The organism is Rhizobium sp. Root1220, assembly GCF_001426265.1.
In the GTDB taxonomy this organism is placed as follows: domain Bacteria; phylum Pseudomonadota; class Alphaproteobacteria; order Rhizobiales; family Rhizobiaceae; genus Rhizobium.
Genome location: NZ_LMDG01000011.1, coordinates 26967 through 50112, shown reverse-complemented (window position 1 = coordinate 50112; position 23146 = coordinate 26967). Strand labels below are relative to the sequence as shown.

General features: G+C 57.6%; 30 protein-coding genes and 4 pseudogenes. 16 read left to right on the top strand and 18 right to left on the bottom strand.

All coding sequences use genetic code 11. The annotated features are described in order from the left end of the window. Positions 1 to 5: 5 nt before the first annotated feature. From ASC90_RS29780 to ASC90_RS09305, 3 genes are all read right to left on the bottom strand, one after another. On the bottom strand, positions 6 to 299 hold the full coding sequence (locus ASC90_RS29780) for a hypothetical protein (RefSeq protein WP_056538700.1): 294 nt from the start codon (positions 297 to 299) through the stop codon (positions 6 to 8). Positions 300 to 515: 216 nt separating this feature from the next. Further along, positions 516 to 686, bottom strand: a complete 171-nt coding sequence (locus tag ASC90_RS28725) for a hypothetical protein (protein WP_156392892.1) — start codon at positions 684 to 686, stop codon at positions 516 to 518. 566 nt (positions 687 to 1252) lie between these two features. Further along, positions 1253 to 1579: a hypothetical protein gene (locus ASC90_RS09305; protein WP_200950872.1), complete on the bottom strand. Its 327-nt coding sequence runs from the start codon at positions 1577 to 1579 to the stop codon at positions 1253 to 1255. Between the two features lie 181 nt (positions 1580 to 1760). Here ASC90_RS09305 and ASC90_RS09300 point away from each other — a divergent pair, with 181 nt between their 5' ends. Both ASC90_RS09300 and ASC90_RS09295 read left to right on the top strand, forming a co-directional pair. Then, complete coding sequence (locus ASC90_RS09300) at positions 1761 to 2273, top strand: ferritin-like domain-containing protein (protein WP_056538692.1); 513 nt, start codon at positions 1761 to 1763, stop codon at positions 2271 to 2273. Positions 2274 to 2357: 84 nt separating this feature from the next. Further along, complete coding sequence (locus ASC90_RS09295; RefSeq protein ID WP_056538689.1) at positions 2358 to 2906, top strand: YidB family protein; 549 nt, start codon at positions 2358 to 2360, stop codon at positions 2904 to 2906. 610 nt (positions 2907 to 3516) lie between these two features. Here the strand turns inward: ASC90_RS09295 and ASC90_RS09290 are convergent. The 3 genes from ASC90_RS09290 to ASC90_RS09280 form a co-directional block, all read right to left on the bottom strand. After that, positions 3517 to 4014, bottom strand: a complete 498-nt coding sequence (locus ASC90_RS09290) for a hypothetical protein (protein WP_056538686.1) — start codon at positions 4012 to 4014, stop codon at positions 3517 to 3519. Positions 4015 to 4651: 637 nt separating this feature from the next. Further along, the gene (locus ASC90_RS09285) at positions 4652 to 5677 is read right to left on the bottom strand and encodes an ATP-dependent DNA ligase (RefSeq protein WP_056538683.1); all 1026 of its coding nucleotides are present in this window, start codon (positions 5675 to 5677) and stop codon (positions 4652 to 4654) included. 44 nt (positions 5678 to 5721) lie between these two features. After that, positions 5722 to 6612, bottom strand: coding sequence for a DUF72 domain-containing protein (locus tag ASC90_RS09280; protein WP_056538681.1), 891 nt, complete (start codon positions 6610 to 6612; stop codon positions 5722 to 5724). 451 nt (positions 6613 to 7063) lie between these two features. Here ASC90_RS09280 and ASC90_RS09275 point away from each other — a divergent pair, with 451 nt between their 5' ends. The 5 genes and pseudogenes from ASC90_RS09275 to ASC90_RS29770 all read left to right on the top strand — a co-directional run. Beyond that, on the top strand, positions 7064 to 7336 hold the full coding sequence (locus tag ASC90_RS09275) for a hypothetical protein (RefSeq protein ID WP_056538678.1): 273 nt from the start codon (positions 7064 to 7066) through the stop codon (positions 7334 to 7336). 83 nt (positions 7337 to 7419) lie between these two features. Then, on the top strand, positions 7420 to 7947 hold the full coding sequence (locus ASC90_RS09270) for a DUF4142 domain-containing protein (protein WP_056538672.1): 528 nt from the start codon (positions 7420 to 7422) through the stop codon (positions 7945 to 7947). A 26-nt stretch (positions 7948 to 7973) separates the two neighbouring features. Further along, positions 7974 to 8561, top strand: a complete 588-nt coding sequence (locus ASC90_RS30385) for a DUF2934 domain-containing protein (RefSeq protein WP_082519860.1) — start codon at positions 7974 to 7976, stop codon at positions 8559 to 8561. Continuing rightward, on the top strand, positions 8548 to 8793 hold the full coding sequence (locus tag ASC90_RS09260; RefSeq protein ID WP_082519859.1) for a hypothetical protein: 246 nt from the start codon (positions 8548 to 8550) through the stop codon (positions 8791 to 8793). Before ASC90_RS30385 ends, ASC90_RS09260 begins: the two co-directional genes overlap by 14 nt. 150 nt (positions 8794 to 8943) lie before the next feature. Further along, positions 8944 to 9612 (top strand): annotated as a pseudogene (locus ASC90_RS29770) (molybdopterin-dependent oxidoreductase); the annotation flags it as partial. Here ASC90_RS29770 and ASC90_RS09245 read toward each other — a convergent pair. Together ASC90_RS09245 and ASC90_RS09240 are read right to left on the bottom strand one after the other, a co-directional pair. Continuing rightward, a pseudogene (locus tag ASC90_RS09245) lies at positions 9612 to 10082 on the bottom strand (cysteine hydrolase); the annotation flags it as partial. The pseudogenes ASC90_RS29770 and ASC90_RS09245 overlap by 1 nt on opposite strands. Positions 10083 to 10923: 841 nt before the next feature. Next, positions 10924 to 11478 carry a response regulator gene (locus ASC90_RS09240; protein ID WP_244480356.1) on the bottom strand — a complete coding sequence of 185 codons (555 nt, stop codon included), beginning with the start codon at positions 11476 to 11478 and terminating at the stop codon, positions 10924 to 10926. A 712-nt stretch (positions 11479 to 12190) separates the two neighbouring features. On the opposite strand from ASC90_RS09240, the gene ASC90_RS09235 reads away from it, so the two are divergent. After that, the gene (locus ASC90_RS09235) at positions 12191 to 13117 is read left to right on the top strand and encodes a manganese catalase family protein (RefSeq protein WP_056538662.1); all 927 of its coding nucleotides are present in this window, start codon (positions 12191 to 12193) and stop codon (positions 13115 to 13117) included. Positions 13118 to 13500: 383 nt separating this feature from the next. Beyond that, positions 13501 to 14007, top strand: a complete 507-nt coding sequence (locus ASC90_RS09230; protein WP_348270865.1) for a sigma-70 family RNA polymerase sigma factor — start codon at positions 13501 to 13503, stop codon at positions 14005 to 14007. A 6-nt stretch (positions 14008 to 14013) separates the two neighbouring features. Here the strand turns inward: ASC90_RS09230 and ASC90_RS29765 are convergent. After that, positions 14014 to 14155, bottom strand: a pseudogene (locus ASC90_RS29765) (response regulator); the annotation flags it as partial. Positions 14156 to 14627: 472 nt separating this feature from the next. On the opposite strand from ASC90_RS29765, the gene ASC90_RS09225 reads away from it, so the two are divergent. Together ASC90_RS09225 and ASC90_RS29540 are read left to right on the top strand one after the other, a co-directional pair. Beyond that, positions 14628 to 14948 carry a helix-turn-helix transcriptional regulator gene (locus tag ASC90_RS09225; RefSeq protein ID WP_082519857.1) on the top strand — a complete coding sequence of 107 codons (321 nt, stop codon included), beginning with the start codon at positions 14628 to 14630 and terminating at the stop codon, positions 14946 to 14948. After that, positions 14945 to 15160, top strand: coding sequence for a hypothetical protein (locus ASC90_RS29540; RefSeq protein WP_056538656.1), 216 nt, complete (start codon positions 14945 to 14947; stop codon positions 15158 to 15160). The genes ASC90_RS09225 and ASC90_RS29540 overlap by 4 nt, the downstream gene beginning before the upstream one ends. 367 nt (positions 15161 to 15527) lie before the next feature. On the opposite strand, the gene ASC90_RS09210 is transcribed toward ASC90_RS29540, so the two are convergent. Next, positions 15528 to 15824 carry a DUF982 domain-containing protein gene (locus ASC90_RS09210; RefSeq protein WP_056538650.1) on the bottom strand — a complete coding sequence of 99 codons (297 nt, stop codon included), beginning with the start codon at positions 15822 to 15824 and terminating at the stop codon, positions 15528 to 15530. Positions 15825 to 16131: 307 nt separating this feature from the next. Here ASC90_RS09210 and ASC90_RS29760 point away from each other — a divergent pair, with 307 nt between their 5' ends. After that, positions 16132 to 16422 carry a hypothetical protein gene (locus tag ASC90_RS29760; protein WP_056538646.1) on the top strand — a complete coding sequence of 97 codons (291 nt, stop codon included), beginning with the start codon at positions 16132 to 16134 and terminating at the stop codon, positions 16420 to 16422. Between the two features lie 169 nt (positions 16423 to 16591). Further along, on the top strand, positions 16592 to 17122 hold the full coding sequence (locus ASC90_RS29755; protein ID WP_056538644.1) for a tyrosine-type recombinase/integrase: 531 nt from the start codon (positions 16592 to 16594) through the stop codon (positions 17120 to 17122). Here ASC90_RS29755 and ASC90_RS09195 read toward each other — a convergent pair. Beyond that, positions 17089 to 17466, bottom strand: a complete 378-nt coding sequence (locus ASC90_RS09195; RefSeq protein WP_244480355.1) for a glycoside hydrolase family protein — start codon at positions 17464 to 17466, stop codon at positions 17089 to 17091. The genes ASC90_RS29755 and ASC90_RS09195 overlap by 34 nt on opposite strands. Before the next feature lie 659 nt (positions 17467 to 18125). Next, on the bottom strand, positions 18126 to 18542 hold the full coding sequence (locus ASC90_RS09190) for a hypothetical protein (protein ID WP_056538640.1): 417 nt from the start codon (positions 18540 to 18542) through the stop codon (positions 18126 to 18128). A gap of 162 nt (positions 18543 to 18704) precedes the next feature. Between ASC90_RS09190 and ASC90_RS29750 the strand changes: the two are divergent. After that, positions 18705 to 18868 (top strand): annotated as a pseudogene (locus ASC90_RS29750) (DUF3606 domain-containing protein). 2 nt (positions 18869 to 18870) lie between these two features. On the opposite strand, the gene ASC90_RS29745 reads toward ASC90_RS29750, so the two are convergent. After that, positions 18871 to 19014: an entericidin gene (locus ASC90_RS29745; protein WP_082519856.1), complete on the bottom strand. Its 144-nt coding sequence runs from the start codon at positions 19012 to 19014 to the stop codon at positions 18871 to 18873. 81 nt (positions 19015 to 19095) lie between these two features. Beyond that, positions 19096 to 19275 carry a hypothetical protein gene (locus tag ASC90_RS09180; RefSeq protein ID WP_056538634.1) on the bottom strand — a complete coding sequence of 60 codons (180 nt, stop codon included), beginning with the start codon at positions 19273 to 19275 and terminating at the stop codon, positions 19096 to 19098. A 134-nt stretch (positions 19276 to 19409) separates the two neighbouring features. Between ASC90_RS09180 and ASC90_RS29295 the strand changes: the two genes are divergently transcribed. Further along, the gene (locus ASC90_RS29295) at positions 19410 to 19568 is read left to right on the top strand and encodes a hypothetical protein (RefSeq protein WP_200950871.1); all 159 of its coding nucleotides are present in this window, start codon (positions 19410 to 19412) and stop codon (positions 19566 to 19568) included. A gap of 45 nt (positions 19569 to 19613) precedes the next feature. On the opposite strand, the gene ASC90_RS09175 is transcribed toward ASC90_RS29295, so the two are convergent. Further along, the gene (locus ASC90_RS09175; protein WP_056538631.1) at positions 19614 to 19907 is read right to left on the bottom strand and encodes a DUF982 domain-containing protein; all 294 of its coding nucleotides are present in this window, start codon (positions 19905 to 19907) and stop codon (positions 19614 to 19616) included. A 281-nt stretch (positions 19908 to 20188) separates the two neighbouring features. Between ASC90_RS09175 and ASC90_RS29740 the strand changes: the two genes are divergently transcribed. Beyond that, complete coding sequence (locus ASC90_RS29740) at positions 20189 to 20374, top strand: hypothetical protein (RefSeq protein ID WP_056538628.1); 186 nt, start codon at positions 20189 to 20191, stop codon at positions 20372 to 20374. A gap of 166 nt (positions 20375 to 20540) precedes the next feature. Here ASC90_RS29740 and ASC90_RS28720 read toward each other — a convergent pair whose 3' ends face one another. The 3 genes from ASC90_RS28720 to ASC90_RS09160 form a co-directional block, all read right to left on the bottom strand. Beyond that, positions 20541 to 20705 (bottom strand): hypothetical protein, encoded by a 165-nt coding sequence (locus ASC90_RS28720; RefSeq protein ID WP_156392889.1) that lies wholly within the window; start codon positions 20703 to 20705, stop codon positions 20541 to 20543. A gap of 519 nt (positions 20706 to 21224) precedes the next feature. Continuing rightward, positions 21225 to 22388 (bottom strand): DUF763 domain-containing protein, encoded by a 1164-nt coding sequence (locus ASC90_RS09165; RefSeq protein ID WP_082519855.1) that lies wholly within the window; start codon positions 22386 to 22388, stop codon positions 21225 to 21227. A gap of 101 nt (positions 22389 to 22489) precedes the next feature. Further along, positions 22490 to 22687: a hypothetical protein gene (locus ASC90_RS09160; protein ID WP_348270866.1), complete on the bottom strand. Its 198-nt coding sequence runs from the start codon at positions 22685 to 22687 to the stop codon at positions 22490 to 22492. Positions 22688 to 23146: the final 459 nt, after the last annotated feature.

The window sequence follows — 23146 nt, the reverse complement described above, 5'->3', positions numbered from 1 at the left end:
CCCAATTATTGCAGCGCTACGCGGAGGCTCTTGAACAAAACGGACAATCGCGCGTTTCGCAGGAAGATCTGAAAACGCAGAATGCGTTCCAAAGTCTTGGGACCATAGCCGAAATGCTCCCGAATACGTCGCCTCAATGTCCGCTCCCCAACCGCGATAACATCAGCAACGCCGCGCACATTAGCTCTGCGCCAGTCAGCGCGGCTCAACCAACCGAGGAGAGCTTGAATATCCTCGGGCGGGTCATCGGCGTCATGCATTTCGAGCATCTGCAGCAGGCGCGCGAAGCGCTCCCGCATGAGGACTTCCAATAGTCTTGCCTGGATTGCCTCCCCCAGAAATGCGATAGTGGCATCGTCCCGCCGACCAACTCGGACGGGGCGTACCGAGCCATGCCAGGGCGGCGCCCGGGCGGAAGCGCAGGCCCAGGATGTGGGCGCCGGATTTGAGCTCGGGGAAGGCCGAGGTCCGGTCCGACAACCACGGAAATATCGCGCCAGAGGTCTCGTTGTGGCCTAAATGCCGGCCGTCGCGAGGTCGTCGACGCTTCGATACCCTTCGTTGTAGAGATTGATCGCCGCGTTGCAGAGAACCTGCGAGGACAGCTCGTGCCGCGGGACTTCATAGAAGCGGTACCAGTTCTGCGCGGCTTCGCACATCGCTCGGAAATCAGGCTGTTTGCTCATCGCTCCTCCATTCATCGGAAGCTAGGAGACCGCCGTCGTTCTTCAACGGCGGCGACGGAGTGTCGCAACTAACGACGCCTGAGAAGCCCCTCTGTCGTAAGCACTTCTACCTTCACGGAGAACCGGTCTGGGAGGAGGTGAAGGATCGCGTCGTAGGCGCTGCAGACGCCGTCGCTGAGAAGCTTTCACCGCGTAGCCGAGATCAATGGCTCCGAGCACAGCGGCCAGAACGCAGACGTTCCGTCTCGCCACCAGTGATGGCGACTGAGCCTACCTAACCCTTCAGCCTGAAGAATTACATCCAGGGATGAATCACGAAAGTTACGGAACGACGCCGACAAGCCGGCGATCCATCTAATCAAGCACAATGGAATCTCATTTCAGATAGTACTCCTTCCACATGCCTGTCGCTTCGTCTGCTGGGCGGCGGCAGGGAGCGAGTGAAAAGTCAGGGTGGCAAGCGGCAACCTCGACAAGGGCGGACGATATGCTTGGACATTCATGGCACGTGCCAAGGCGTGTCCTCGGCAAACATGGCCTGCATGTCGATGCAGAGACGGACACAATTACGCGTCATCGGTTTCAGGGGGCTGAGAGGGCGCGTCGTCGTAGGACGAGACGACCGGACGCTCGGGCTTCGCTCCGGAAGATCCCGAACCAGATTTTTCGCCGTCGTCACTAGACTTGCTCAATGCGCCTTGCGAGGCATCGCGATCCTCCGCAAAGGCGGTGAGCTGGACCATCATCGCCTTGGCGCGATTGATGGCTGCATCGCCTCGGAGATCGTCGCCCGCGGTCATCGTCACCGAAACGAGCTCTCCTCCCTCCCCCAGAAATTCGACCTTGACCATGCCCTCGTCCGCGCCGCCGATCCGTGTGTCTATGAGCTGCATTGAAGCCTCCTTTTCCATACCTTTCAAAGCTTCCCGGAGCATTTAAGTTCCAGCTCGCCAGCCGACCGGAACAAAAGCCCTTTGGCCGCATTGCTTGAGTGGTCTCTGCAACCGGCGATGACGTCACTTTCGGGGCAGAGAAACGAAGGCCAGCAGGCCAGCCACACCACAGGAGGACATGATGGCAACCAATTCACTGAAGACGCTCGACGACCTGTTCCTTGATACCCTCAAGGACATTTATTTTGCTGAGAAACAGATTCTGAAGGCGCTGCCGAAGTTGGCGCGCGCCGCTCAATCGGAAGAAGGCAAAGCAGGGTTCCTTCAGCACCGTGACGAGACCCAGGGCCAGATCGAACGCCTTGAGCAGGTGTTCGAGATCCTCGACAAGCCGGCTCGGGGCAAGACCTGCGAAGCCATCCAAGGAATCCTTTCCGAAGGCGAGGAAATCATGGAAGAATTCAAGGGATCTCCCGCTCTCGACGCCGGCCTCATCTCTTCGGCGCAGGCCGTCGAGCACTATGAGATCGCCCGCTACGGCACTTTGATCGCCTGGGCCAACCAGCTCGGCCTGACCGATGCCGTTCCGCTGCTACAGGCGACCCTCGAAGAGGAAAAGGCGACCGACGCCAAGCTAACCCAGCTTGCGGATGCTCAGGCGAACGCCAAGGGCAAGGGCGCGAAGGCGGCCTGACCGCTCGGCAAAGAGCTTGACCGACCGCGGCACGGCCGTCAAAGGCGCGCGTGCCGCTTGTGCATTTGAGAGGAGATTTCAGACATGATGAGCGGACCATTGAAAGCCCTGCTGGGCGTGCTCGCCGTCGCTGGCTATCAGAATCGGGACAAGATCGGCGAACTTCTTCGCGGACTCCAGAATCCGCAGCGGGACGGTGCCCCAGCCCCTCAGGGCAATTCCAGCGGCCAGCAGCCCGGTGGGCTCGGCGGCATCTTCGGCGGCCCTGGCGGGTTCGGCGATTTGCTGGGTGGCCTCTCGACTGGCGGCATCCTCAGCGGCGGCCTCGGCGACCTGCTGAAGACCTTCCAGCAGAACGGACATGCGGAGAAGGCCGAGTCCTGGGTGAAGACCGGACCGAATACCGAGATCGGCGGCGGCGAGCTCTCAGAGGCCCTCGGCCCCGACGTCCTCAACGAATTGGCGGCGAAGACCGGATTGTCCCATCAGGAGATCGTTGACCGTTTGAGCCGCGATCTGCCGAAAGCAGTGGATGACCTCACGCCGGAGGGCAGGATCCCAAACCCCGAAGAAGAGGTCCTGAACTCCGCGGGCAGCGCGATGGGCGCAGGTCCGACCTCAACGATCGTCTAACCGGAGGCCGGCAGAGAAGCGTGCGGCAAAGCCGGCCCGGAAACCGGCACTTCCGGAAGGCGTCGAAGATCATGGCGCCTTCCAGAGGAAGTTCTGGGATGTACAACGCGCGGCATGGGTCGGGTTCTCGCTGATCTTGCTCGCGTGTCTGCTAGGGCTGCTCGGCGGCGGGCGGAATGTAATCGACGAAGATTGTCGAATCCTCAGGTGGATCGAGTGAGATGCCTGCAATTTCGCGCTGGAACGCCCCGGACGAAATGCGTGTGAGTCTTCCTCCGAAAGACGGGGATCAGAGGTATTCGTTGATCCCCGTTTTCTTGAGGCCTTCTCGATCGTGGCGTTGATCCGTCTCAGAATGCCACGGTCCGACGCGATGGTCGCAAAGGATACATTTTCGGTTCGGATCCCACTGCTCCAGCGAAAATCGTCTTCCGTCTTCAGATGCAGCGGCCCGGTCTTTGCTCATTCCTCCTTCGCATCGAGGATGACGTCGCCGAGCATTCGACCTTCATCCTGCTCTAGTAGACATCATGGACGCCGTCGTTCGCGGGCTCGCAATCTATTTCGTGCTCCTGATCATCATCCGACTATCCCGTCGACGGACACTCGCTCAGATGACCCCGTTCGATCTGGTCATAAGAGCGACCAGGGTCCTGACCGCGCTGGCGGCTGAGGTCCGTTTTGCGGATGCGGTTAGAGACCGGCTGCTCGCCAAGCCCGCAATGGCGGCGATGCCCCGAAATGCGAGTGGCTGCTTGCGTCTGAACTCTTCGGCCATGCCTGCAATTTCACCAAGGTCGCGACCTTCGATATTCTTCGCGATAGCCTGGACGCTTTCACCGATCTGCTTTGCAAAGCGGCCAACGGGCTGCTGATCTCCATTTTGCATTGCGGCGCCAACTTTCTGGAACACCGTGGCAATGCCGCCAACCTGGTGCGCCATGAAGTTTGTCTGTTCCGCGACAGTTTCGTTGACCTTTTCGAGAGCAGTGTTTGCCGGTCTTTTGACCGCATCGGTGGCCGCGCTGAGATCTTCCTGGACCTTGTCCTTGAGATCGCTGAGATCTGCTATGTCGCGACTGTTGCTGGCTCTGATCGTTGTCGGCATCGGGCTTGTGATTTGGCTCGAACTTTCCGTCCGTTCTTCCCGCCTTGGTACTTCCTCCTGGTCGAATTCGCGGGAGCGATATTCCTGTCCGTTCAACCGAGCGACGGCATTGATTGTTCCGCTTCGCCGGAGTGAAGGTGATTGACGCAAGTGAATTCCAGGAGCTGGAAGCAGTTTTAAGACCAATCCGTCGAGCCAATCTATGCGCCGGTCGCGGGTGAGCACCGCGATCGTCCCATGAAAAGCGCCACGTAGGCACTGGCCTCGGTCGAGAGCATCCGCTACCGAGAAACTGAAAACCGTGAGCGGCGGCGGCCGGATCTGGGTCAGAGACGTCCGCCGCCGAAGAGAAGGACGTTCACCGCACGACAACTGCCGTCGAGCTGGCAACGCCCGATAGAAGCTCAACAATCTCCACACTGCCTGCGTGGCCGTCTTATATTTCGGCCGAGCGTCTATCTCGCGTGCCTTACGACAACAATCAATACGGGGAATGTGAATGCATCCAATCCGCAAGCCTTGGTTTTCTAACATCTAATCGGTCAGTGGATGCGTTGGATTTTTTTGTCGATAGCCATCGTCTCTCCACGAAAATGACGGGCGTAGTTCGCCTGCCCATCTCGCCAAACACAACGATTCACTGGCCAATCTGGCGGAAGTCACATTGAGACGGACTTTTGTCCGGCCGCCACCGCAAGAGCTTGGTGCCATGACGGAAACGATGTCCCGTCACCTGGTCAAAGCGCACTTCGACGACAAGCTCCGGTTTCAGCGGCTGCCAGTCGGAAGAACGCTCGGTGCTCCATCGACTGGGTCCGCCGGGTGCCTTACCCGTAAATCCGGGCTGTTCGCGCATCGCCTCTAGCCGTCTTGTCAGGTCTAGCTTCTCTGCGTCGGAAATGGCTGATGTGAAGCCCACGTGGTCAAGCTTGCCATTATCATTGTAAAGTCCGAGCAGAAGCGAACCCACCAGATTACTATCGCTTCCGTAGCGAAATCCACCGACCACGCAGTCGGCGGTACGCATTCGCTTGACCTTTATCATTGCCCGTTCACCAGGGCGATAGGGCTCATCCAGCCGTTTGCAAACAACGCCATCGGTGTCGCCGCCGGACCCTGAAAGCCAGGCCGCAGCTTCCTCACGATGACGCGTGAACGGTGACACCACGAACTGTCGGGGATCAGCGCAGACTATTTTGCCAAACTCTTCCAGCTGAGCTCGGCGATCGGCGAGGTGCTGATCGAGAAGCAGTGTGCCGTCTTCACCCATGAGTATATCGAAGGCAACAAGCCGCGCCGGCGTCTCGCTGGACAGCTTGCGAATTCTGCTCTCGGCTGGATGAAGTCGCGCCTGGAGAGCGTCAAAGGCCAGCATCCCGTCGATTTCCACCACTACCTCGCCGTCTATGACGAACCGGTCAACCGGAAGACTGGCCAGGAAGGCGATCAGTTCCGGAAAATAGCGACCCAACGGTTTGCCGGACTTTGCTCGTAGGTCGACATTGCCGCCACTCTTGAACGCGATGCACCTGAAACCGTCCCACTTCGGCTCGTACTGCCAGCCCGTGCCAGTTGGCAAGGCCTCCGCAGACTTGGCCTCCATCGGTTCGACCTCGACCGACATGCCGAAATTGGCCTGGTTTTCCATCGCCTGTCGGGCCATCACGCTACGACTTTCATTGCATCACCGTTTGTTTCATCAGAATGTCAAGCATACTGGGCAAGACTGAGCAGCTCTGCCAGTCTCCTGGCGTTCTTGATGGAATGACCGTCACGGTCGTTGTTAAAATACGCCCATACCGTTTTCGCCCCGCTGCGGCTTATCCGCTCGGTCCAAACCATAAGCTCATCGTCGGAATAGTCGTGGCGATACCATTGTTCGATCCCGTGGAACCGAAGGTAGATGTCATCGGCAGTGCGCACAAGTTCGTCGGGCAACCGGGGACCGCTGCAAGAACAAAAGATTGCCCCCGCAGCTTTGAAGGCGTCGAAAACCTCCTCGTTCCACCAGCTCTTGTGACGAAACTCGACGACGTTCCTGTGGCGTGGATCGAGCTGCGCTAGAATGGACTGCAGCATGTCCGGATTGTAGTGGACGCTCGGTGGCAGCTGAAACAGAAAGCATCCCATCTGTGGGCCGAGAAGATCGGCGATATAGCCGAAATCCTCAATCAGAATCCTGGTGTCCTCAAACCGCTTGATATGGGTGATCAGTTCACAGACCTTGATGGTGTAAACAAAGCCCGGTTCGGCTTGGCGGATCCAGGTCTTGACGGCACCGATCGTCGGCCAGGAGTAGAACGGCGCATTGAGTTCGACCGTCTCGAAGTGATCCTGATAAATCGAGAAATATTGGCCCGACGGAACATCCGTGGGATAGAATTTCCCTCTCCAATGCCAGTAGTACCAACCGGAGCAGCCGATATGGATGCGACCCGCCAGACGATCCTCGAGCATTGTTTTGCTGGTCTGCGGGGTGGCTAGTCGCGCCTGATGCATCTTGGCGGCACGATCGACATTTGCCTCTCGCTGCTTCTGCCGCCGTTCGGCGCGTCGCACGCGTCGTGCCTCGATTTCTTCGGCAGTTCGATCCGCCACTCTAGGCGTCCCCGCGGTTGGGTCTCAGGCAGGCGTCACGCCGCTGGTTTGCTTAATCGCGGCACACCGTCCTGTACTTGGTTATCTCATGGTTGTTGCTGCGAACCTGATACGGCTGTTTCCAGCAACGTTGCCTCTGATCTCGGGAGCCATAGTAGCGATCGCGATCACGCTCTCGATAGTATCGAGGCGGTGTACGATATAGGCGGGGGGACTCGTCGTAATAGCGAGGGCTGTCGCCGCCAAAGTCCAAATACACTTGTGCAGAAGCTTGCTCCGCAGTGAGAAGAGTTGTCACCGCTATTGCGGCTGCCAATAGAATTTTCATCGGTGTTCTCCGGTTCATCATGCAAAGCAAACGTCGGGGGAGCTTCATTGTTCAATGGCCGCCGGAGCAAAGACTTTGGCAAGAAGCACAAGCAGTGACGTTCCTTGCGGAAAGACAACGATCATGCCGACGACAAAACCGCCCAACGACAATCGGCGTGACGACGACCTCGAATGCCAGCAGGCCCTGGAGGCTTTGTTCCTGGCAATCATCGATGAAGCTGTCGCTGCGGGCTGGCCTCGTCGTCTCGGGTCCCTCGGTGATCTCGCCGACAACCTCTGGGATCGATCAAGATCAACTGCCATTTCGATCCTTAGGCGCTGCGCCCTCTTACTTTTTGGGGCGTCAGATGCTGGCGACGTTCTCGCGGTCGTTGCGGAGCGGTTTCGTGGTTAAGGAAATATTCTCCCGGCAGCCCGCTCGTCAGGGAACTTTCGCAGCCAACAGCGGTTTGCGCGCTGCCAACCGAGGAGATTGTGATGAAACACCTAACAGTCCTGACACTTGCCGTATTGATCGCAGGGCCTGCCTGCGCGCAATCCGCCGCCGAAAAGACTGGCGTCAATTCGCTAGTCGGCGTTGCTCCGAAAACCGAAGACTTTGTTCAAGAAGCCGCGACCAGCGATATGTTCGAGATCGCCTCCAGCAAGCTTGCGTTGGAGCGTGGGGACGGTGCGACGAAAGCCTTCGCGCAGCAAATGGTTACCGATCACCAGAAGACCACGGACGAACTGAAGACATTGGTCGCGAGCAGCAAGGTCAAGGCGGCTCTTCCGACGGCCATGACCTCAAGTCAGCGAAGCATGCTCGACACGCTGAACGGTCTACAGGGTGCAGATTTCGGCAAGCAATACCACTCGGACCAGCAGTCTGTTCACGAAGACGCCGTCGACCTGTTCAAGCGTTACGGCGACGAAGGCGACAATGCCGATCTGAAGACATGGGCCGCAACTACGCTCCCTGCCCTGGAACACCACCTCCGGATGGCCGAAGACCTCAACAAATAACGCCGCGATACGCCGGGAGGCGAATTATGAATGACGAAGATGCAAGAAGGCTACGAGCCTATCTGATTTGGGAAAGCGAAGGACGGCGCGAAGGCGAGGATCTCGCGCACTGGTACCGGGCGGGCGGTGATAAATTGAGCGGGGACGCGACTGGCCTGCGCTACATGGAATATGTCTCGGGTGGGGCGCCGGCTGGATCGTTGGTCATCAAGTTTTATCAATCCGGCGAACAGATACGAGGATTTGTGCGCAAGATTGCTGACCCAGGCGAAGACGACACGATATTTCCGGGAGAGGAAATCGCGCCCGAAGCCGCTTTTAAGCGGGCCAAGTCGCACGGCGGCGATAACGGCAAGCCTGTGTTTATCGAACTTGTCGGGGGCGTTGAGTGGGATCCCTCGTGGGGCGATCTCGGTAATTACAACGGGGAAACCAGTCCGGCCGAGACAGACGACGCTCGCTCCCCGGATGGCCCTGCCGCATCGCGCCGTCGCAACCATCTTGCTCGGGAGGCTAAAAAAGGCATGGATCGGGCCGTGGCCGAGATCGAAAATGATGAAACGACCGAAACCGTAACCGCTCCAACCCGGGAGGGCAAACGTGGCAAAAGATGAAAAGCCATCCAAGACGCAGATTGAGCGGGACGCCAGAGGGCAGTCCGAAAGCAATCATGCTGGTGGATCCAATAACGGGGTCAGCAGCGCGAAGCCGCGTGTCATTACCCATTCCGACGATGCGACCGTGAATAAGAAGACGCCCGGGAAGGACAAAGACGCAAAGGACTGGGACATCAATTACGACGAGCGCGATATGAACGACGGCGAGTTTCGCTCGCTGCAGCCGTGAGAAATCCATGCGACGCGCTCTCCGAAAATCAAACGTTACGCTGGACCCGCCGGCGGATGGGGCTCTGCAAAATCCGTCGACGAGATCACCCTGAAAGAGCACGTGCGCTGCGTGGACCCCAGCTCTGTCGACGCAAAAGAAGCCGGCTATATGTGCGTGAGTTACGCCTGGGCAAAATCTGCGAAAACCCATCCGCTCAAATTTTGCGAGAACGACGCGAAGGCCGCCTGGGAAGTGACGTCTCGCCGCGCCGACCGCGCCTTCTTCGACAAACATCCTCTTCGCGAGGTGGAGCTTTGGGCATGGACCTCGAGGAGCAGGGTCGCTTGACGCATCCGATGCGCTGGGGCCCCGCCACGGACAAATATGTTCCGGTTTCCTGGGCGGCGGCTTTCGAAGACATCGGCCGGGAATTGTGCCCCTCGATCCGCACGGGGTCGATTTCTATACGTCTGGCCGTGCATCGCTTGAAACCAGCTATATGTATCAGCTGCTCGCGCGCGTGTACGGCAGCAACAATATGCCCGATAGCTCGAACATGTGCCACTAAAGCTCCTTGGTGGCGCTGCCCGAAAACATCCGCGCTTCGGTCGGCACCGCCGTTCTGTCGGATTTTCAAAATACCGACTGCATCTTCTACATCGCTAAGAATGTCGGAACCTCGTCGCCGCGCCCGCTCCACGATCTGCAGGACGCCGTCAATCGCGGCGTCAAGATCGTCACCTTCAATCTGTTGCCGGAAAGGGGCTAGAACGCTTCGTCAATCCGCAATCGCCATCGCAGATCCTCACCGGCAAGGAAACCAAGATCTCGTCCCAGACGGCGTCTTTTAGGACAATGACACGATAGCCCAGATCAATGGCGCCTAGCGCCGTCGCAAGGAGGCAGACCTCTGTTTCGCCGCCTGTAATTACCAGGGAAGTCACCTACTCCCACCGGAGAGCGACATGAAGGCGGCCATCAATCCAAGGCGAATAGGGTCCGGTTATCGAACGTTTTTGCCGGGGGGATCAGCGATTCCAACGGCTGGACAAGATCGATCAATTCGCGCGGAAGGTGTTTTCCGGTCATCATCCACCATTTTTGATAGTAGTCCCGCCATTTTCCCCGGCATCTGGTCTTCATGTTCGGGAGGCATAAAACGGATGAAGATCGCGCGGGAGCGGTATCTGCCGGCCAGTTCTTCCATCTGCGTAGAAACCCGTCGCATCCATGGGACCTGTCACATCCTCGGCAAAAATTCGCTGCATATCAACGCAGAGGTGCCGCCATTCGCCGAACGCAGTCATCCGTTCCTCCCATACCCGATTGCATAACCATCCGCTCATCGTAAATCCCGACGTTAAGATGTGGTTCGGTCCCTACCACTGACGAGAGGCGCCGCCATGAGACCGAGACCTCTCTTGAAATGATGCTATGCTACCTCGGCAAATCGTCTCATGAGCGCCGAGTCCTCGACAATCGCTAACTCCATAGTATCCCATGTATGACAAGGGCGAAGTAGCCTGCCAACGAGCAGGCAAAGACCGTTGCAAGAGCGATTACGACGCTGCGGCCGGACCATGAACAGCCACCCCCGGCGGCTTTCGAAGGATAGGGCGGCGGGATGTAGACCTCGCTCTCACGGTACAACAGCGCTCTCCTGCTGGCTTGCGTTACCGACTTTTGCTAGGCTTCAGTGCAGACACACCGCAAATCGGTATCGCCCTTTTTGAACCAAGAACACCATCATTTGTTCCGCGGTTCTGGCTCGAAAAGCCCTTGGTGAGCGGGTAGCCAAGACAAGCCGGAAAGGCACACACTTGCCTTCGAGCGAGACGTCATCTCATGTTCCCGCCATCCATTCCGGCCGTTGTTGGTCAACAGCGGACTTGCAGTAGTCGTGCGGAGCAACCGGAAGTGGCGCTTGGACTTGACAGATGAGCAAACCCTCTCGATCGCGGACGGGAACCACGTCACCCCCAGGTTCGTTGCGTCCTCTTCGTTTCCGCAGCGTAATGTTTGCATCGATGTTGTTTAATTTCAGCCGGGCAGACAGCGTGGATCAAAATCGCGATGCTCTCGTACGAGGCTGGACCGAACGGCCGATGCGGCTGGCGGCGTTCCGGCGCCGCCCCGCTGGTTAATCGACTATGCGATGAGCTGTAAAAGCTCCAGCTTTGACGCCGGTTTTGGAATAAAGGAAACGCCCGTTTCGAGATCATGATGTGACAGGCCAATCAGGCCCGACGTAATGATCACTCTGGTCGACGGCCAATTTCTTCGGACAGTCCTTACCAACTCCATGCCGTCCATGGACCCAGGCATGTTTATGTCGGTGAAAACCGTGCCGACATCGTTTCGCTTCAGGTAGATCAACGCCTCGTCGGCGTTTGCCGCTTCCAGAACTCGGTGGCCGGCCTGCTCGAGGAAATCAACAGTTTCGTATCGGAGTTGATGCTCGTCCTCCACGACAAGGATACTGGAAGCGATACTGGCCACCTGCCTCTCGCCCGTCTTGCGATTCGTAACTTCCTGACCATCGATTGAGGCTTTTGTGTTTTCCAAAAGCATGCGCTCGATGCTTGCCTGTTGCCAGTGGACTTGGTCCTCCCCAAATGGTCGGCCGGCCATTTCCCACAGGGCGTAAGCGCGAACTGATATCCATTCATTAGCATTGTCTGTCATCTTCCTGTCTCCGATCACGTTTGGCTGTCGAATCGGCTAGAAAACACTAGGACCGCGACGCTCTTTGACGCCTAGTTTGCGCGACGTCCCCTAACGCCGTCAGCGTTCAAGGGTTCCTCGCAACCGGCTGAAATTGTGGGGAATGGCAAGGTGACGGACCAAACAGGGCGTACCACTTGCCTCGGCTGCGCGGCGGGTCGGCGCCTCGTATTGCCTGTTTCCTGAGAGCAAAGGGCGAGACTCCTTCGGAAGAAACGCGGGGTCGACTTTGCACCATGGTTGAAACGAGCGTTTGGGCACCGGCGAGGCGATCAGTGTGGTTGTCACAACCCCCTGGGCGCAGGCGAACGCATGGCATAACGGCGCCATCTCGACCAACCAGCAGCAGGGGTCGCAGATCGTCACTTGATTCGATTTCAATTGTGGTTTTGGAAAACTCTCAAGGGGTCGGAATTGCTTCTCGTCGAAATCTGCGCACCCGAGGTAGACGATGCGACAACGATCGCGCTTGTAACACGTCTGCCTCCTGGGCCAGGCCGCAAACTGGCTTTCCCATCTTTGTGCGATCCAGTCCATCCTGTGGTGCGGGAGGACATCTGATTGCGACACACTCGCGGGATGGCCCTCCGCCGTCAGCCAGGTTTACGACCCGCGCACCCATATACATTTCTTTGGAACAACACGCCATGGTCAAAGTTCGCTGCTTTCCACCAACCAAAGGAACTGAACCATGTTCATGCGCGTCGATCAGTTACAAGCCGAATTGCCATCACCGAAGGCGGCGGATCCGAATGCTGCAGCAGCGCTCCAGGAGTTGCTTGGCGGCAAGTATGGAGAGATGTCCACGCTCGGAAACTACATGTTCCAGAGCTTCAATTTTCGCTCAAAGTCCAAGCTCCGACCATTCTACAGCCTAGTTGCCAGCATCACGGCGGAAGAATTGGGCCATGTTGAACTCGTCAGTGCAGGCGTCGGGATGCTCAATAACGGTCCGGACATGCCAGATGGTGATACAGGGTCGGGGGGAGATATCTCAACTGCACCTTTTGAGGCAATGAAGGAAATCCGCCTTGCCGCAAGCTTCCTGTCCGGCGGCGGGGGCGCAATGCCCGTCAACAGCAATGGACACTCCTGGAACAACGACTTCATCACCACTACGGGCAACGTCGTACTCGACCTCCTTCACAATTTCCATCTGGAATGCGGCGCCCGTCTTCACAAATTGCGCGTCTACGAAACGGTGACCGATCCAACAGGGCGGGAAGTGTGCGGATACCTTCTAGTTAGAGGCTCGGTACACGCCCATGCTTACGCGCTGGCGCTCGAAAAAATTACCGGTGTAGAAGTCAAGAGGTTCCTACCCACGCCGAACATTCCACTCGCCAATATCCCGGAATGCCAGAAATACCTGGACGAAGGCTCGCATCGTCGGCTCTACACATGGAGTCCTAACGACTACAAGGAGATAGCAGGCATTTGGAGCAACGACGAAGTAGCGTTGCCCGGCGACCCCCCCGGCGAACTCGAGGTTGTCGATGGTATCCCTGAAGGCGGCAAGATCCAGCAGTTCGTCGGCGTCCCTTCCGCCTTCACACCCGACTATGCGCCGGAAGAAATGTTCGAGATCGCCGAGAAGCTCTATCAGAAGTCTCGCTGACAGCTTTAACAGATCCTGAGCTACCTTCGTCTCTCCTGGTAGCTCAGGGCCTTTTGCTCGAGAACACCTCGGGAACCGGAAAGCGACCAGAACGGATAAAAAGCAGATACAGTGGCGGTTTCCCATTGGACCTGTCCAAGTCGCCAGCCAGCGCCGACTAGGATCATTCCGTCGACGACGATGTCGGCCTCCGCGGTATTCCGACCGACAAGGCTTGCCCGCCGTTCAAAACCGGGGCTGCAGGAAAGCGCTCGGCAGCAGCAGTACCGTATCTCGCTACCGAATATACACGTCCGACTTCAACCTACGACTTTGTTCGGTCTTACGGTAAGCGAGTTCGTACGTCGGGGAACGTCATCTCTGTGACGGAGTTTCCCCGATCTATGGGAGAGATTGACATGAGAGATGACTGCAGGACCGGCTTCACCGAAAGGGAGCTGTTGGAGATTTTGCCAGCGCTGAGATGCTTTGCTCGGCGGTTTTATATGTCCCCGAACGACGTCGACGACCTCGTTCAGGAGACAGTGGCTAAGGCGATCGCTCATTCCGATAATTTCCGTCGGGGCACGAAGCTTCGCTCTTGGCTCTTCACCATCATGCGCAACTCCTTCTGCACGAAGTTCAGCGCCTCCAAGCGGGAACAGGTGGGGGGAGTCGACGATACCGCAAACTGGGCATCGTCGCCGCCGTCGCAAGACTGGGAAGTGCGAGGGCACGAGCTTGAGAGGGCTATCAGCGCGCTTCCGAAGAATTATCGTATCGTCGTGGACCTTGTGTTAATTCAGGGCCTGAGCTACGAGGCGGCCGCGGAGCGATGCAACGTGGCTGTCGGCACGATCAAAAGCCGGGTCAACCGTGCCCGACACTGTCTGGCCGAGGTTCTAGATTGAGAACAGTCAGTGTAAGCCGTTGGGCCCCTTGCCAAACAAGGCTTCGGCAATCTCTGCGAGTTCTGCCGGCTTCTCGCACAATGCAAAACCGGCGAATTTCGCAGGTAGGACCGACGTACCCTGTGGCGAACACGAATGGGATGTCGCGGGGCCCCTATCAAGTCTCTAGTGAACTGCGGTCAATGTGGATCCGTGGATCCAACGATACGGTCGGCCAGCAGCGTCCCCCCTGAACCAAACGAGATGCAGTTGGCGACCATGGCGCTTCTGGCGGTCCAGGACCAGCCCCTGCAAATCGCCCTGCGATACCGCTGCGCCAATTTTGAATGCCCACGTCACATAAAAAATCCGGCGGGTTCGCACGGCCGTAATCTGGTGCGCCTGCACCTTCAGCGGCGGTGCATCAGCGCCGATTGATTCGATGATTTATTCGTCGTGGCATCCTGCGACCTGCGTGCGGCTCGCAATTACTGCGCGCTCGCTGTTGGGATCTGTCTGGGTGCTTTATCGGGCGTGGGTGGTCATCTGCGCGCTCCTAGTTGCTTTTGTGTCGCTGTATTTGTACAGTGTCCTATATGGATTCGGCTTCGTGTCAACACGTATTTGTACAGGGTACACAAATGAGGGGCATTCAAGTGAAGATGGCGCGAGCTGCGCTTGGTTGGGGAGTTCGTGATCTTGCCGCAAAGTCGGGGGTTACCGCGAATACCGTCAACCGAATTGAGAACGGATCCGACGCTAAGCAGTCGACTATGGATGCTCTACAGCGCGCCCTACGAGCAGCCGGCATCACCTTCGTAGACGGAAACTATTCCGGCTCTGGTGGTCCTGGCGTGCGCCTCACGTCGCCTTCTCAGGCATCGATCGACGTAAATGAAAACGAGACAGTCCAGTACAAAGAGTTTCTCGAGAACGATGCCCCTCCCGGTGCTGGCGGTTGACGGATCGCCGCATCGATACCACCGTCATCAATTCGGTCCTCAAAGCCTTGAGCCGAGAGAATGGGATCGAAAGAGAGCGAAAATCGGTGATGCAGGTCGCCACGCTCCTACTGGCGCTTTGGAATCAGGGCATACACGATCGGGCGGAACTCGAAACAGCGGCTCGCGAAAAGTGGGCGGAGGCGAAGGATCTGGGCATTACATCCAACTGAAGGAGCGGATGCCGCGATCGGACGTGGAAATGTCGGTAATTGGCAATCATGTGGTAAAGCGAAAGCTAATGTGCGCCCAACGAAATAAAACGCAAGCAAAACGCGCTGGGAACCAATCAAATGACCCCGTCCGAATACCGGGCGACGCTGGCTGTCATCGGGTTGACGGCAAGCGTCGTTGAAGACCTTTTTGCTGTAGATCAACTGACTAGCCGCAGATGGGCGACTGGTGACTTACCAGTGCCCCCGTCTGTCGCGTTAAGTCTATGGCTTATGGCAGCCCACCGCGTTTCGGTCGGCCAGGCGCAGATTCTCGCGGGGACTTCGCGGCTGAAGTCCGCGTAAGGCCAAGCACAGCGCTGAGTGGCTAGTTAGTCTTCTTCATCTCAGATGTGTCATCGGGAAGCACATGCATACCCGCCGCGTGAGATGCGTCGACGAAGGCGGTACGCGCTGCGCTCGCATCGACATACTGCTCCATGGCTTTCAGTGACGCGATCAGAGCTTTATGAAACGCCACCGACGACTTATCAGATCGAGGCCAATACTCGCCAAGAAGAAACGCTGCGAGATCTTCGACAGACCGAGCGCTCCGGTATCGGCCAACGCCTCCGATTTCAACACGAAGCGGAAGGATTGGAACTTGGGTACTAGCGGTTTCCATTGAGATTATTCTCCAGGCTGGATCCATCTCAACTGACGATTAGGCGATTCGTTCCCGCGAGTTCGTATGTTCGGCCAGGATCGCTTGACCACCCTCACCCGCAAGCATACCGCTTCGTCCGCGGACTACCAAACCGCAAGCCGCCGTTACAGCGGACGTCACCACCACGGAGAGGAGACCTCATCAAGCTTTCGGCATTTCGTGCCGGCGGCATTTGTTGTTTCTTTGAGAGGTGGTCGTTGTGCCCCTAAAGCTAGTCAGGCGTCGCGGATCACCCAACTGGATCCTTCAAGGAACCGTGCGGGGCTTGAAGGTCAGGGAAAGCACCAAGACCTCGGACAAAGACACCACCGACGCCATCCGCATTATCAGGGAGCGGGATCTCCTCGAGGAAAGTATCTTCGGCAAGAAGGTGACCGTGACATTTCAAGAGGCCGCCGATGCGTATCTGCAAAGCGGTGGATCCGCGCGCTATCTTTCGCGGTGTCGGCCGCGCTTGGAGAGATCAACCAGCGTGACGTCGATGCGCTTGCGTTCAAAATCTACCAGGACGCACCGCCAGAAACCCGCGACCAACACTGCTACACGCCTTTCATAGCTGTTGGAACTACGCCGTAGAAAATGGGTGGGCGGACCTTCGGAAGTGGCAACGACCGCGCAAGCCAAAAGGAACCGCGAGGCGGCGAGCGAGACCAAGGAGCGGCGATCATCCGGTTGACTACGATCACGCATCAAGGTTCGTCAGCAACCTGTCGCCAGCGCCAGCCATGGTCATGACAGCGTTGTTCTACACGGGAATGCGGCCGATAGAGCTCTTCACGCTCGAGGTAACCGATGTGGACGTTGCCAACCGCTGGATCGTTGTCGGCAGTTCGAAGACCGGCGAACCCCGCGGCGTGCCCATGCACGATTTCCTCGTGCTCCTGTTTGAGTCACTGCTAAAACGCAAAGACAAGAAGCGTCAGGTATTCAGGACATTTAAGAGGCACCCCTACACCATATTCGAAGCGGGAGGCGGCCAGTTGAAAGGGGCGATTGATGGCGCACGGAAGCGCCTAGCGAAGGCCAAGCAGCCCATCGACGACGTAAGCCCGTATACAGCCCGGCACCGCGTTTCGACGCAACTGGTTACTAACGGCGTCCACCCGCATATCAAAGACCAGATCCTTGGTCACGCCGCCGACGATATGAGCCGGCACTACACCAACGTGCCGCGCGACCCATTGCTGGAGGCAATCAATACCTTGCCGGTATACGCTGGGCATCACCCATCTAGCGGCGCTTCACCAAGCCATTGAGCACGCGGCCACCGCTTTGTTGAATGCGGTCTGCGCTCGCAGGCTTCCCGGTACTTCTTGGTTCGAGCCAACTTGGCAGCCGTCGAATTGAACATCGCGCCAACACCGAAGTTGTAAGCGCCCGACGTCATCGACGCCTGAAGGTTCACGGGCTTCTTGTCGAAGTCCGCAATGCATTCGGTCAGCGGCTCGTAGTAATCGCGCTGGACGCGCTCCGCGAGCGTGGCGTCGCACCGTGCTTTGGTGAAAGACATGCCAGACGTTACAGGCTTGCCGTTGATGCGCGTCTCGCCGTGGCAGATGTCCCAGATCTTCGCGAAAGGATCCCAGTGCGATTTCAGCACCAGACCTTCCCCACGGCTTGATGAGGGAGTCGGTCGCGAGGATGACCGCAGGCGGCGTGCTCCCTGTGAACAAAGCAGAAGTGCCAGACAGCACCGCGGCTAGCATGGCAGCAGAGATCGCCGCCTTGCCTCGCTTGCTGGACGTGATTTTATTGATTGGCATCTTTGTCTCTAGTCTGTTCGGCGGAGGGCTGCGCCGTCAACCGTGCCGCCCACGCGCCGCCAGGTAGCGCCAGCGTCAGCCACCCACGGGAGGTAATCGGACACGACAGGGACGGCGTTCAGGATGATGTCTGCTAGCGCCGCGAGCTCGATAAGTCGCAGCGACCAGGCACGGTCAGCACCCGGCGAAAGTCGGGAAGGAGTTTCATGGGGGTGTCCAAATTTGGTAGATGGTTTAACGAAAGGCGAACGTGCGATCCGGGACGGGATGGGTAGACTCAGGCAGTCCCGAATGATCGGGGCGACCCTGTAGAAGGCCCGCTTTCAACCTAACCCTAGCGGGCCTTCATTCTGGAGGGCGCGGAAAACGGCTCTGCCGATCGGTAGTGTACGTTCGCTGGTTTCCAGATTTTCGCTTAATGGTTGGCCTCTCTACGCCTTTCGGGTACGTGCCAACTATGACTGGTTGTGATTTTATGAGGCCGACCGAGATGCGGTCAGTTCCACCTGTATTGCGTTAGAAAGCTCGCCACCGGCGAGCTTTTTGCTGCCTCAATCCAGAACGTAGGCGTCGCGCCAGAGCTGATCGAGGCGACGGATGTGGTCCCACGCATCGCGCCAAAGAAGTCCACATACCCATGCGACCGGTTGAACGTCTGGGCACCGGCGAAAAGCGCGCCTGACGTGACCGCCGCCAAGCCTTCTGCCTTTGTGATCATGTCGCGGTTCGCGAGCACCTGAAAGAACTGACGACGGCTGATTTCAGGTGGCATGGGAGGCGGCGGATTGAGTATTGCCCAAAACTCTTCCAACTGGCTATCGATCGTTTCCCAATGATCGCCAAACTGCTCGACTTCCGACCACCGACCGAGAGTGCCAGCCTCATCGCGTTGAATCCAAACCGTCGTTACCAATTCTGACCTCGCATATCAGTCCAACCAAGGCATTCGAGCCCGTACGAGAACGCTGTCCCGCTGATTGCGCTGGAGAAATACAACTCACCGTTCGTGTTTGCCGTGAAGAAGTCGACGATAAAAACCAGCAGAGGAGAGTGGGATGGCGACGACAACACGAAGATGGGCCAAGAGGACCGCAGCAGGGTTTCCAGCAGCGGAGGGTACGAGGCTGATATTTTGCGAAGAAGCACGGTCCCTCAGCCGAAGAAGCGAGACGTATCGTTAAAACCCACGGGCCGGACCGAGACGCGTGCGACAGGGCGGCCAATCGTCTGAAGGCCTGATGCTATCTCTTCGCGCCAGCCGACAAAATCCTCCCGGTCGCGTCGTCCAGCGCGTGGCTAGTCGCCACCCCGTCACGTTTCAGTCCGTACGCAGTATTGGCGCACCCTGAAAGAGCGAGCAAAGCAATGCAGGCTGCGATGGTCACTTCATCCTTATCTCCAGTTTGGTACGGGAGATAGATGACGCAGTGAATTAGGAAATCAATTCGTGAACGGGATCAAGAAAGTCAAACGCCGAACAGCGGGAGATCAAGAACCCCGGACAGCACAATCAACAGGTAAAGCAGAAACGCCACGCCCCCAACTATCGCAATTAAAGCGATACCGACGCGACCTGCTTTCAGGCTGTTCTTCTTCCCTTCGGCCGTGTTGGCCTGGGCCTGGATTGGGTCTTCGCTCTGTTTCATGGTGATCTAACCGACAAACGAGCGGATAGTTCCCCTCGTAAGCGGCAGCAATTGTATCTCTGCGCATAGAGGAAGAGGGCTCAGGCGCGCCTTCGCGACGCCAACTTCATTGCCGCTATCCCATGTAGCAAATTATGTCTGAACACAAAGACGCTTCTGCGTCCGCACCCTACGATGCCCAGACTTTAGCGAAGAAGCACCGCATCTCAATCGAGGAAGCCCAGAAGATCATTGCCGAGCATGGTGCGGATCGCAAGGCATCTGATAAGGCTGCGCGTCGTATCGCAGCCTGAACAAGACAGCAAGGAGGCATCATGGGTGCCTCCCATCGCGCCGTGTTAGTTGCCGACGGTTCGATTGCGATCACGAGGTCCGAATCTCGGCACGCTCTCGATCTCGACAAGCAAACCGGCTCTTTTTGCGAATAGTTCGAAGTTCCTACGAATGGCCTCGAGCGGAAATGAACCATTGGCCGCTTTGCGGCATGCTGCGTGGAGCGTGTCGTATGCTAAGTCCCGGCGCTCTTCCGGCCATTCATCCAGAAAATCGAAAACCTCTTCAAGGCAGGCGATTTCTTCGATGGAGCTCGTTCGCCGCACATAGGCAGCGCGATCAAAAAATAAAGGAGCCATATCCACCTCCGTTATTCAGCCGTTGATAGGCAAAAATTACGAAAGAGGTCGCTAATGTTCAAGGCAAAAATACGATGCGCCGCAGCAATTCGGAGACGAAAGCGGCTGCTCACCTCGCATCGCAAGGGAGCAGCCGCATGACTACCACGCAGCGGAGGAGGCGCGCCAGGTAATTGCAAATCCAAAAAAGTTTTGGCGCATGTGTCTTATGTTATTTACAGCTAATTTAGACTTTAGTACTACCCCGCCCGGAGAAGCGAACAGGGAGGAATACACAAGGAATGACCAAGCACTTTGAAAATGCCACCGCCGAAACTGCAACGCGCGTTTGGGAGGTGACGACTTTCTGCAAAGATCATCGCATTGAGAAAGACGAAGAAGCCCAACTGCGGAGGCTTTTCGGCGCATTCGCTACTGAGTCCGAGTTATTTCACAATACACAGCGCAGTCCGCGTTGGCGGGACTAATTGGTACCCGGCGCGGAGCCGGGCTGAGGCTGGCATGGCGGTCTCGCGAGTTTAATCGTCCGCGTCCCTACATCGCCGCAAGCGGAAACGGCGCCCGAAGACGCCGTTGTGTTCTATTCCTTCAATAGAATACGGGGTAATGCGCGTTAGACCGGACATTAGACCGCTATTTTCTTTTCATCCCGCAAGAAAACTCCGCGTGCAGCTCGTCTGCATCGATAAGCGCGTCGATGGCTGCATCGATCAGCGATGGGCCGCGCTTTTCGCCGTATGCAGGGGCCAACCCCAGCGCAATGCCGATATCCTTTGCAGAGGTGTCTGTGGTTGCCAAGTCCAGCACCTTGGCATGCTTGCCAAGGATCCGACGCAGATGGTCGACGCGGCATAGTTTAAACCTGGCGAAACGATTTCAGGTTCTGGCAGGCGGTTCTGACGATGTTGGGTTAGGGTGGTGCACACCGCCGCACCACTGACGGCCAGGGCAAGACCGTCAGTGCAGAGCGAGGCTCTGAATGGCAACTTGTCAAAAGGCACGTAACCCGGCCACACCAAGGTCAGTTAGCAGCTGGCGAGCCTCCTTGACGCCGTAGCGCCCGTGTTTATCGTTCTCGCTTGGCTCTACCCCTGGCAAGGGGTCATAACACTCACCAATCGCTCGCTCTGTGGATAGCGGCTTCGCGTAGCCCTGCCTGCTACTCGACGCAATGCCTTCGCGGATTGAGGCCGTGCCTCGCCCTTCTCGCTAGCACGCGACCCACCGACAGACGCTATTGTTCCGCTGAATAGGCGGCGAGATAATTATCTAGCAGCCGTCGGCTCCTGGCGGATGACCGGATCGCCGCGCGGTCGGTCATTTCTCCCAGCCGAACACGCTTCGGCCACCAAACGCAGCACTATCGCGGAATTCGCCTGCGATGATCTCTTTGAGATCGGGTCCGGTGACGTATCGCTCAAGCTGCCGCGCCTGGATATCCAAACGTTGCAAAGCGGCAAGCTCTTCGTTCCGCCCGAGACGCCCTTTCGTAACCGCGGACTTCATGACGTTGATGGTTTCGTCGTAAACTTTCAGCGGCACCGGGAACGGGTGACGGTCCTTGCCACCATGAGCGATCGAAAACCTCGCCGGGTCTGAAAAGCGACACGGCGCGCCGTGAACCACTTCGGCGACCATTGCAAGCGCGCGAACCGTTCGTGCCCCTACGCCTGGGACCATCAACAAGTCCTGGAAATCGACGGGGCCGCGGTCAGCAGCCGCGGCCAAACTGCTGTGCAGGCGCTTCATGATCACGTCCGTCTGACGTACATCGTGATGCGCTGGCATGATGAGGTGCGGCAGAGATAGCTGCGCTTCTTCCGGAACCGACGCCAGGTCGACTTTGCGCGCGAGAGCGGAGGCCTCCCGGGCGATGCGATCCGGTCCAAGCGAAGCGAGTATATCCAGCTGGCTGCCTCGAGACCGCTCGGCGCGCTTGTCGGCGAGGTTTATGATATCGCCCTGCGATCGCCCCTCGATCGCGCTGTGCGGGGAATCGACGAAGCTTTCAAGCCCCTCCGACAGCCAGTGATAGCGCCTGGCTTGCCGCGTCGCATCATTCATCCCCTGCTGTACGACTACCCATTTGCCATCGTCGGCGACGATGAACCCGTGGAGGTATAGATCGAAACCATCCTGGACCGCGGCACTGTCGACCTTCGCCACAAGGCGGCTCACATTTGCAAGCCCCACGCCATCAATACCCACACGATCTCCGATATCCACGAGCTCAGCGGGCGTCTTACGTGATTGAGCACCCCGCCCACCGCAGACATGAAGCCCGAGTTCGCGCGCTCGTGGCTTCAAACCGCGTTTCAAAGATCCCAGCACGCTGGTGGTGATACCGGAGGAGTGCCAATCCATACCCATGACGGAGCCGAACGACTGGAACCAGAAAGGATGAGAGAGCCTCCGCAGGAACTCATCGCGGCCGTAGTTATGAATGATTGCTTCCGCGATGAGGACGCCGAGCTTTGTCATACGGTCGCCCAGCTAAGGCGGAACCCGTCCGCCGTGGACATATGGATGATATCTAGGCTTCGACGAGTGCGAGCGCAACTGGCCCGTCTGTTGTCCGACCGTCACCCAGTTGTCGACGGGAACTTGGGAATCACTTCGAAGGTCAGTCGTAGTTCCGTAATCGGCTGCTTGTGTTCGTTAAAGACCTCAACCGACATCATGTTGACCGGCTCTTTCGGAAGGCCGTCCCTAGCCATCTCCGCCAAGGCCACATGGGCTTGGCGAATTGCCTCCTCTTGGTCTGCAAAATCCAACGACATGTTCACTGGCCCGTCTCCCGAACCGTCCATGACCTGAAGAAAGTACCGCATCTAACTCTCCAATTGAGCTCTGCCCGTGGACTTAGTTCACGTTCCTCTTAGTGGCGAGTAAATGCTGGCAGCGACCGAACGTTCCATTCGCAGCAATCGCTGAAAGTTGGTTCCGCCTGTCGCATTGGCGTACGTAATAAACCGAAACCGTTCCGTTCCCTCTGCGTTGCCGGAGAGGAGATAATTAACACTTCTCACTCCCAACGAAATCGCCGAGTGCGTACGTGTGATGGTGTTGCGCTTCCCACCATGGGCGGGCTTCGGCAACGGCATCGACCGTCTCCTGCCTGGCCTACGATCGTCGCGCGCATCCCTGCCTCCTCATCTCTTGATCGACGTTTGAAAGCTCCTAGTTTCCCAAATAGGCTTCGCAATTATGACGATCGCAAAGGAACTGATCCGCAAAGG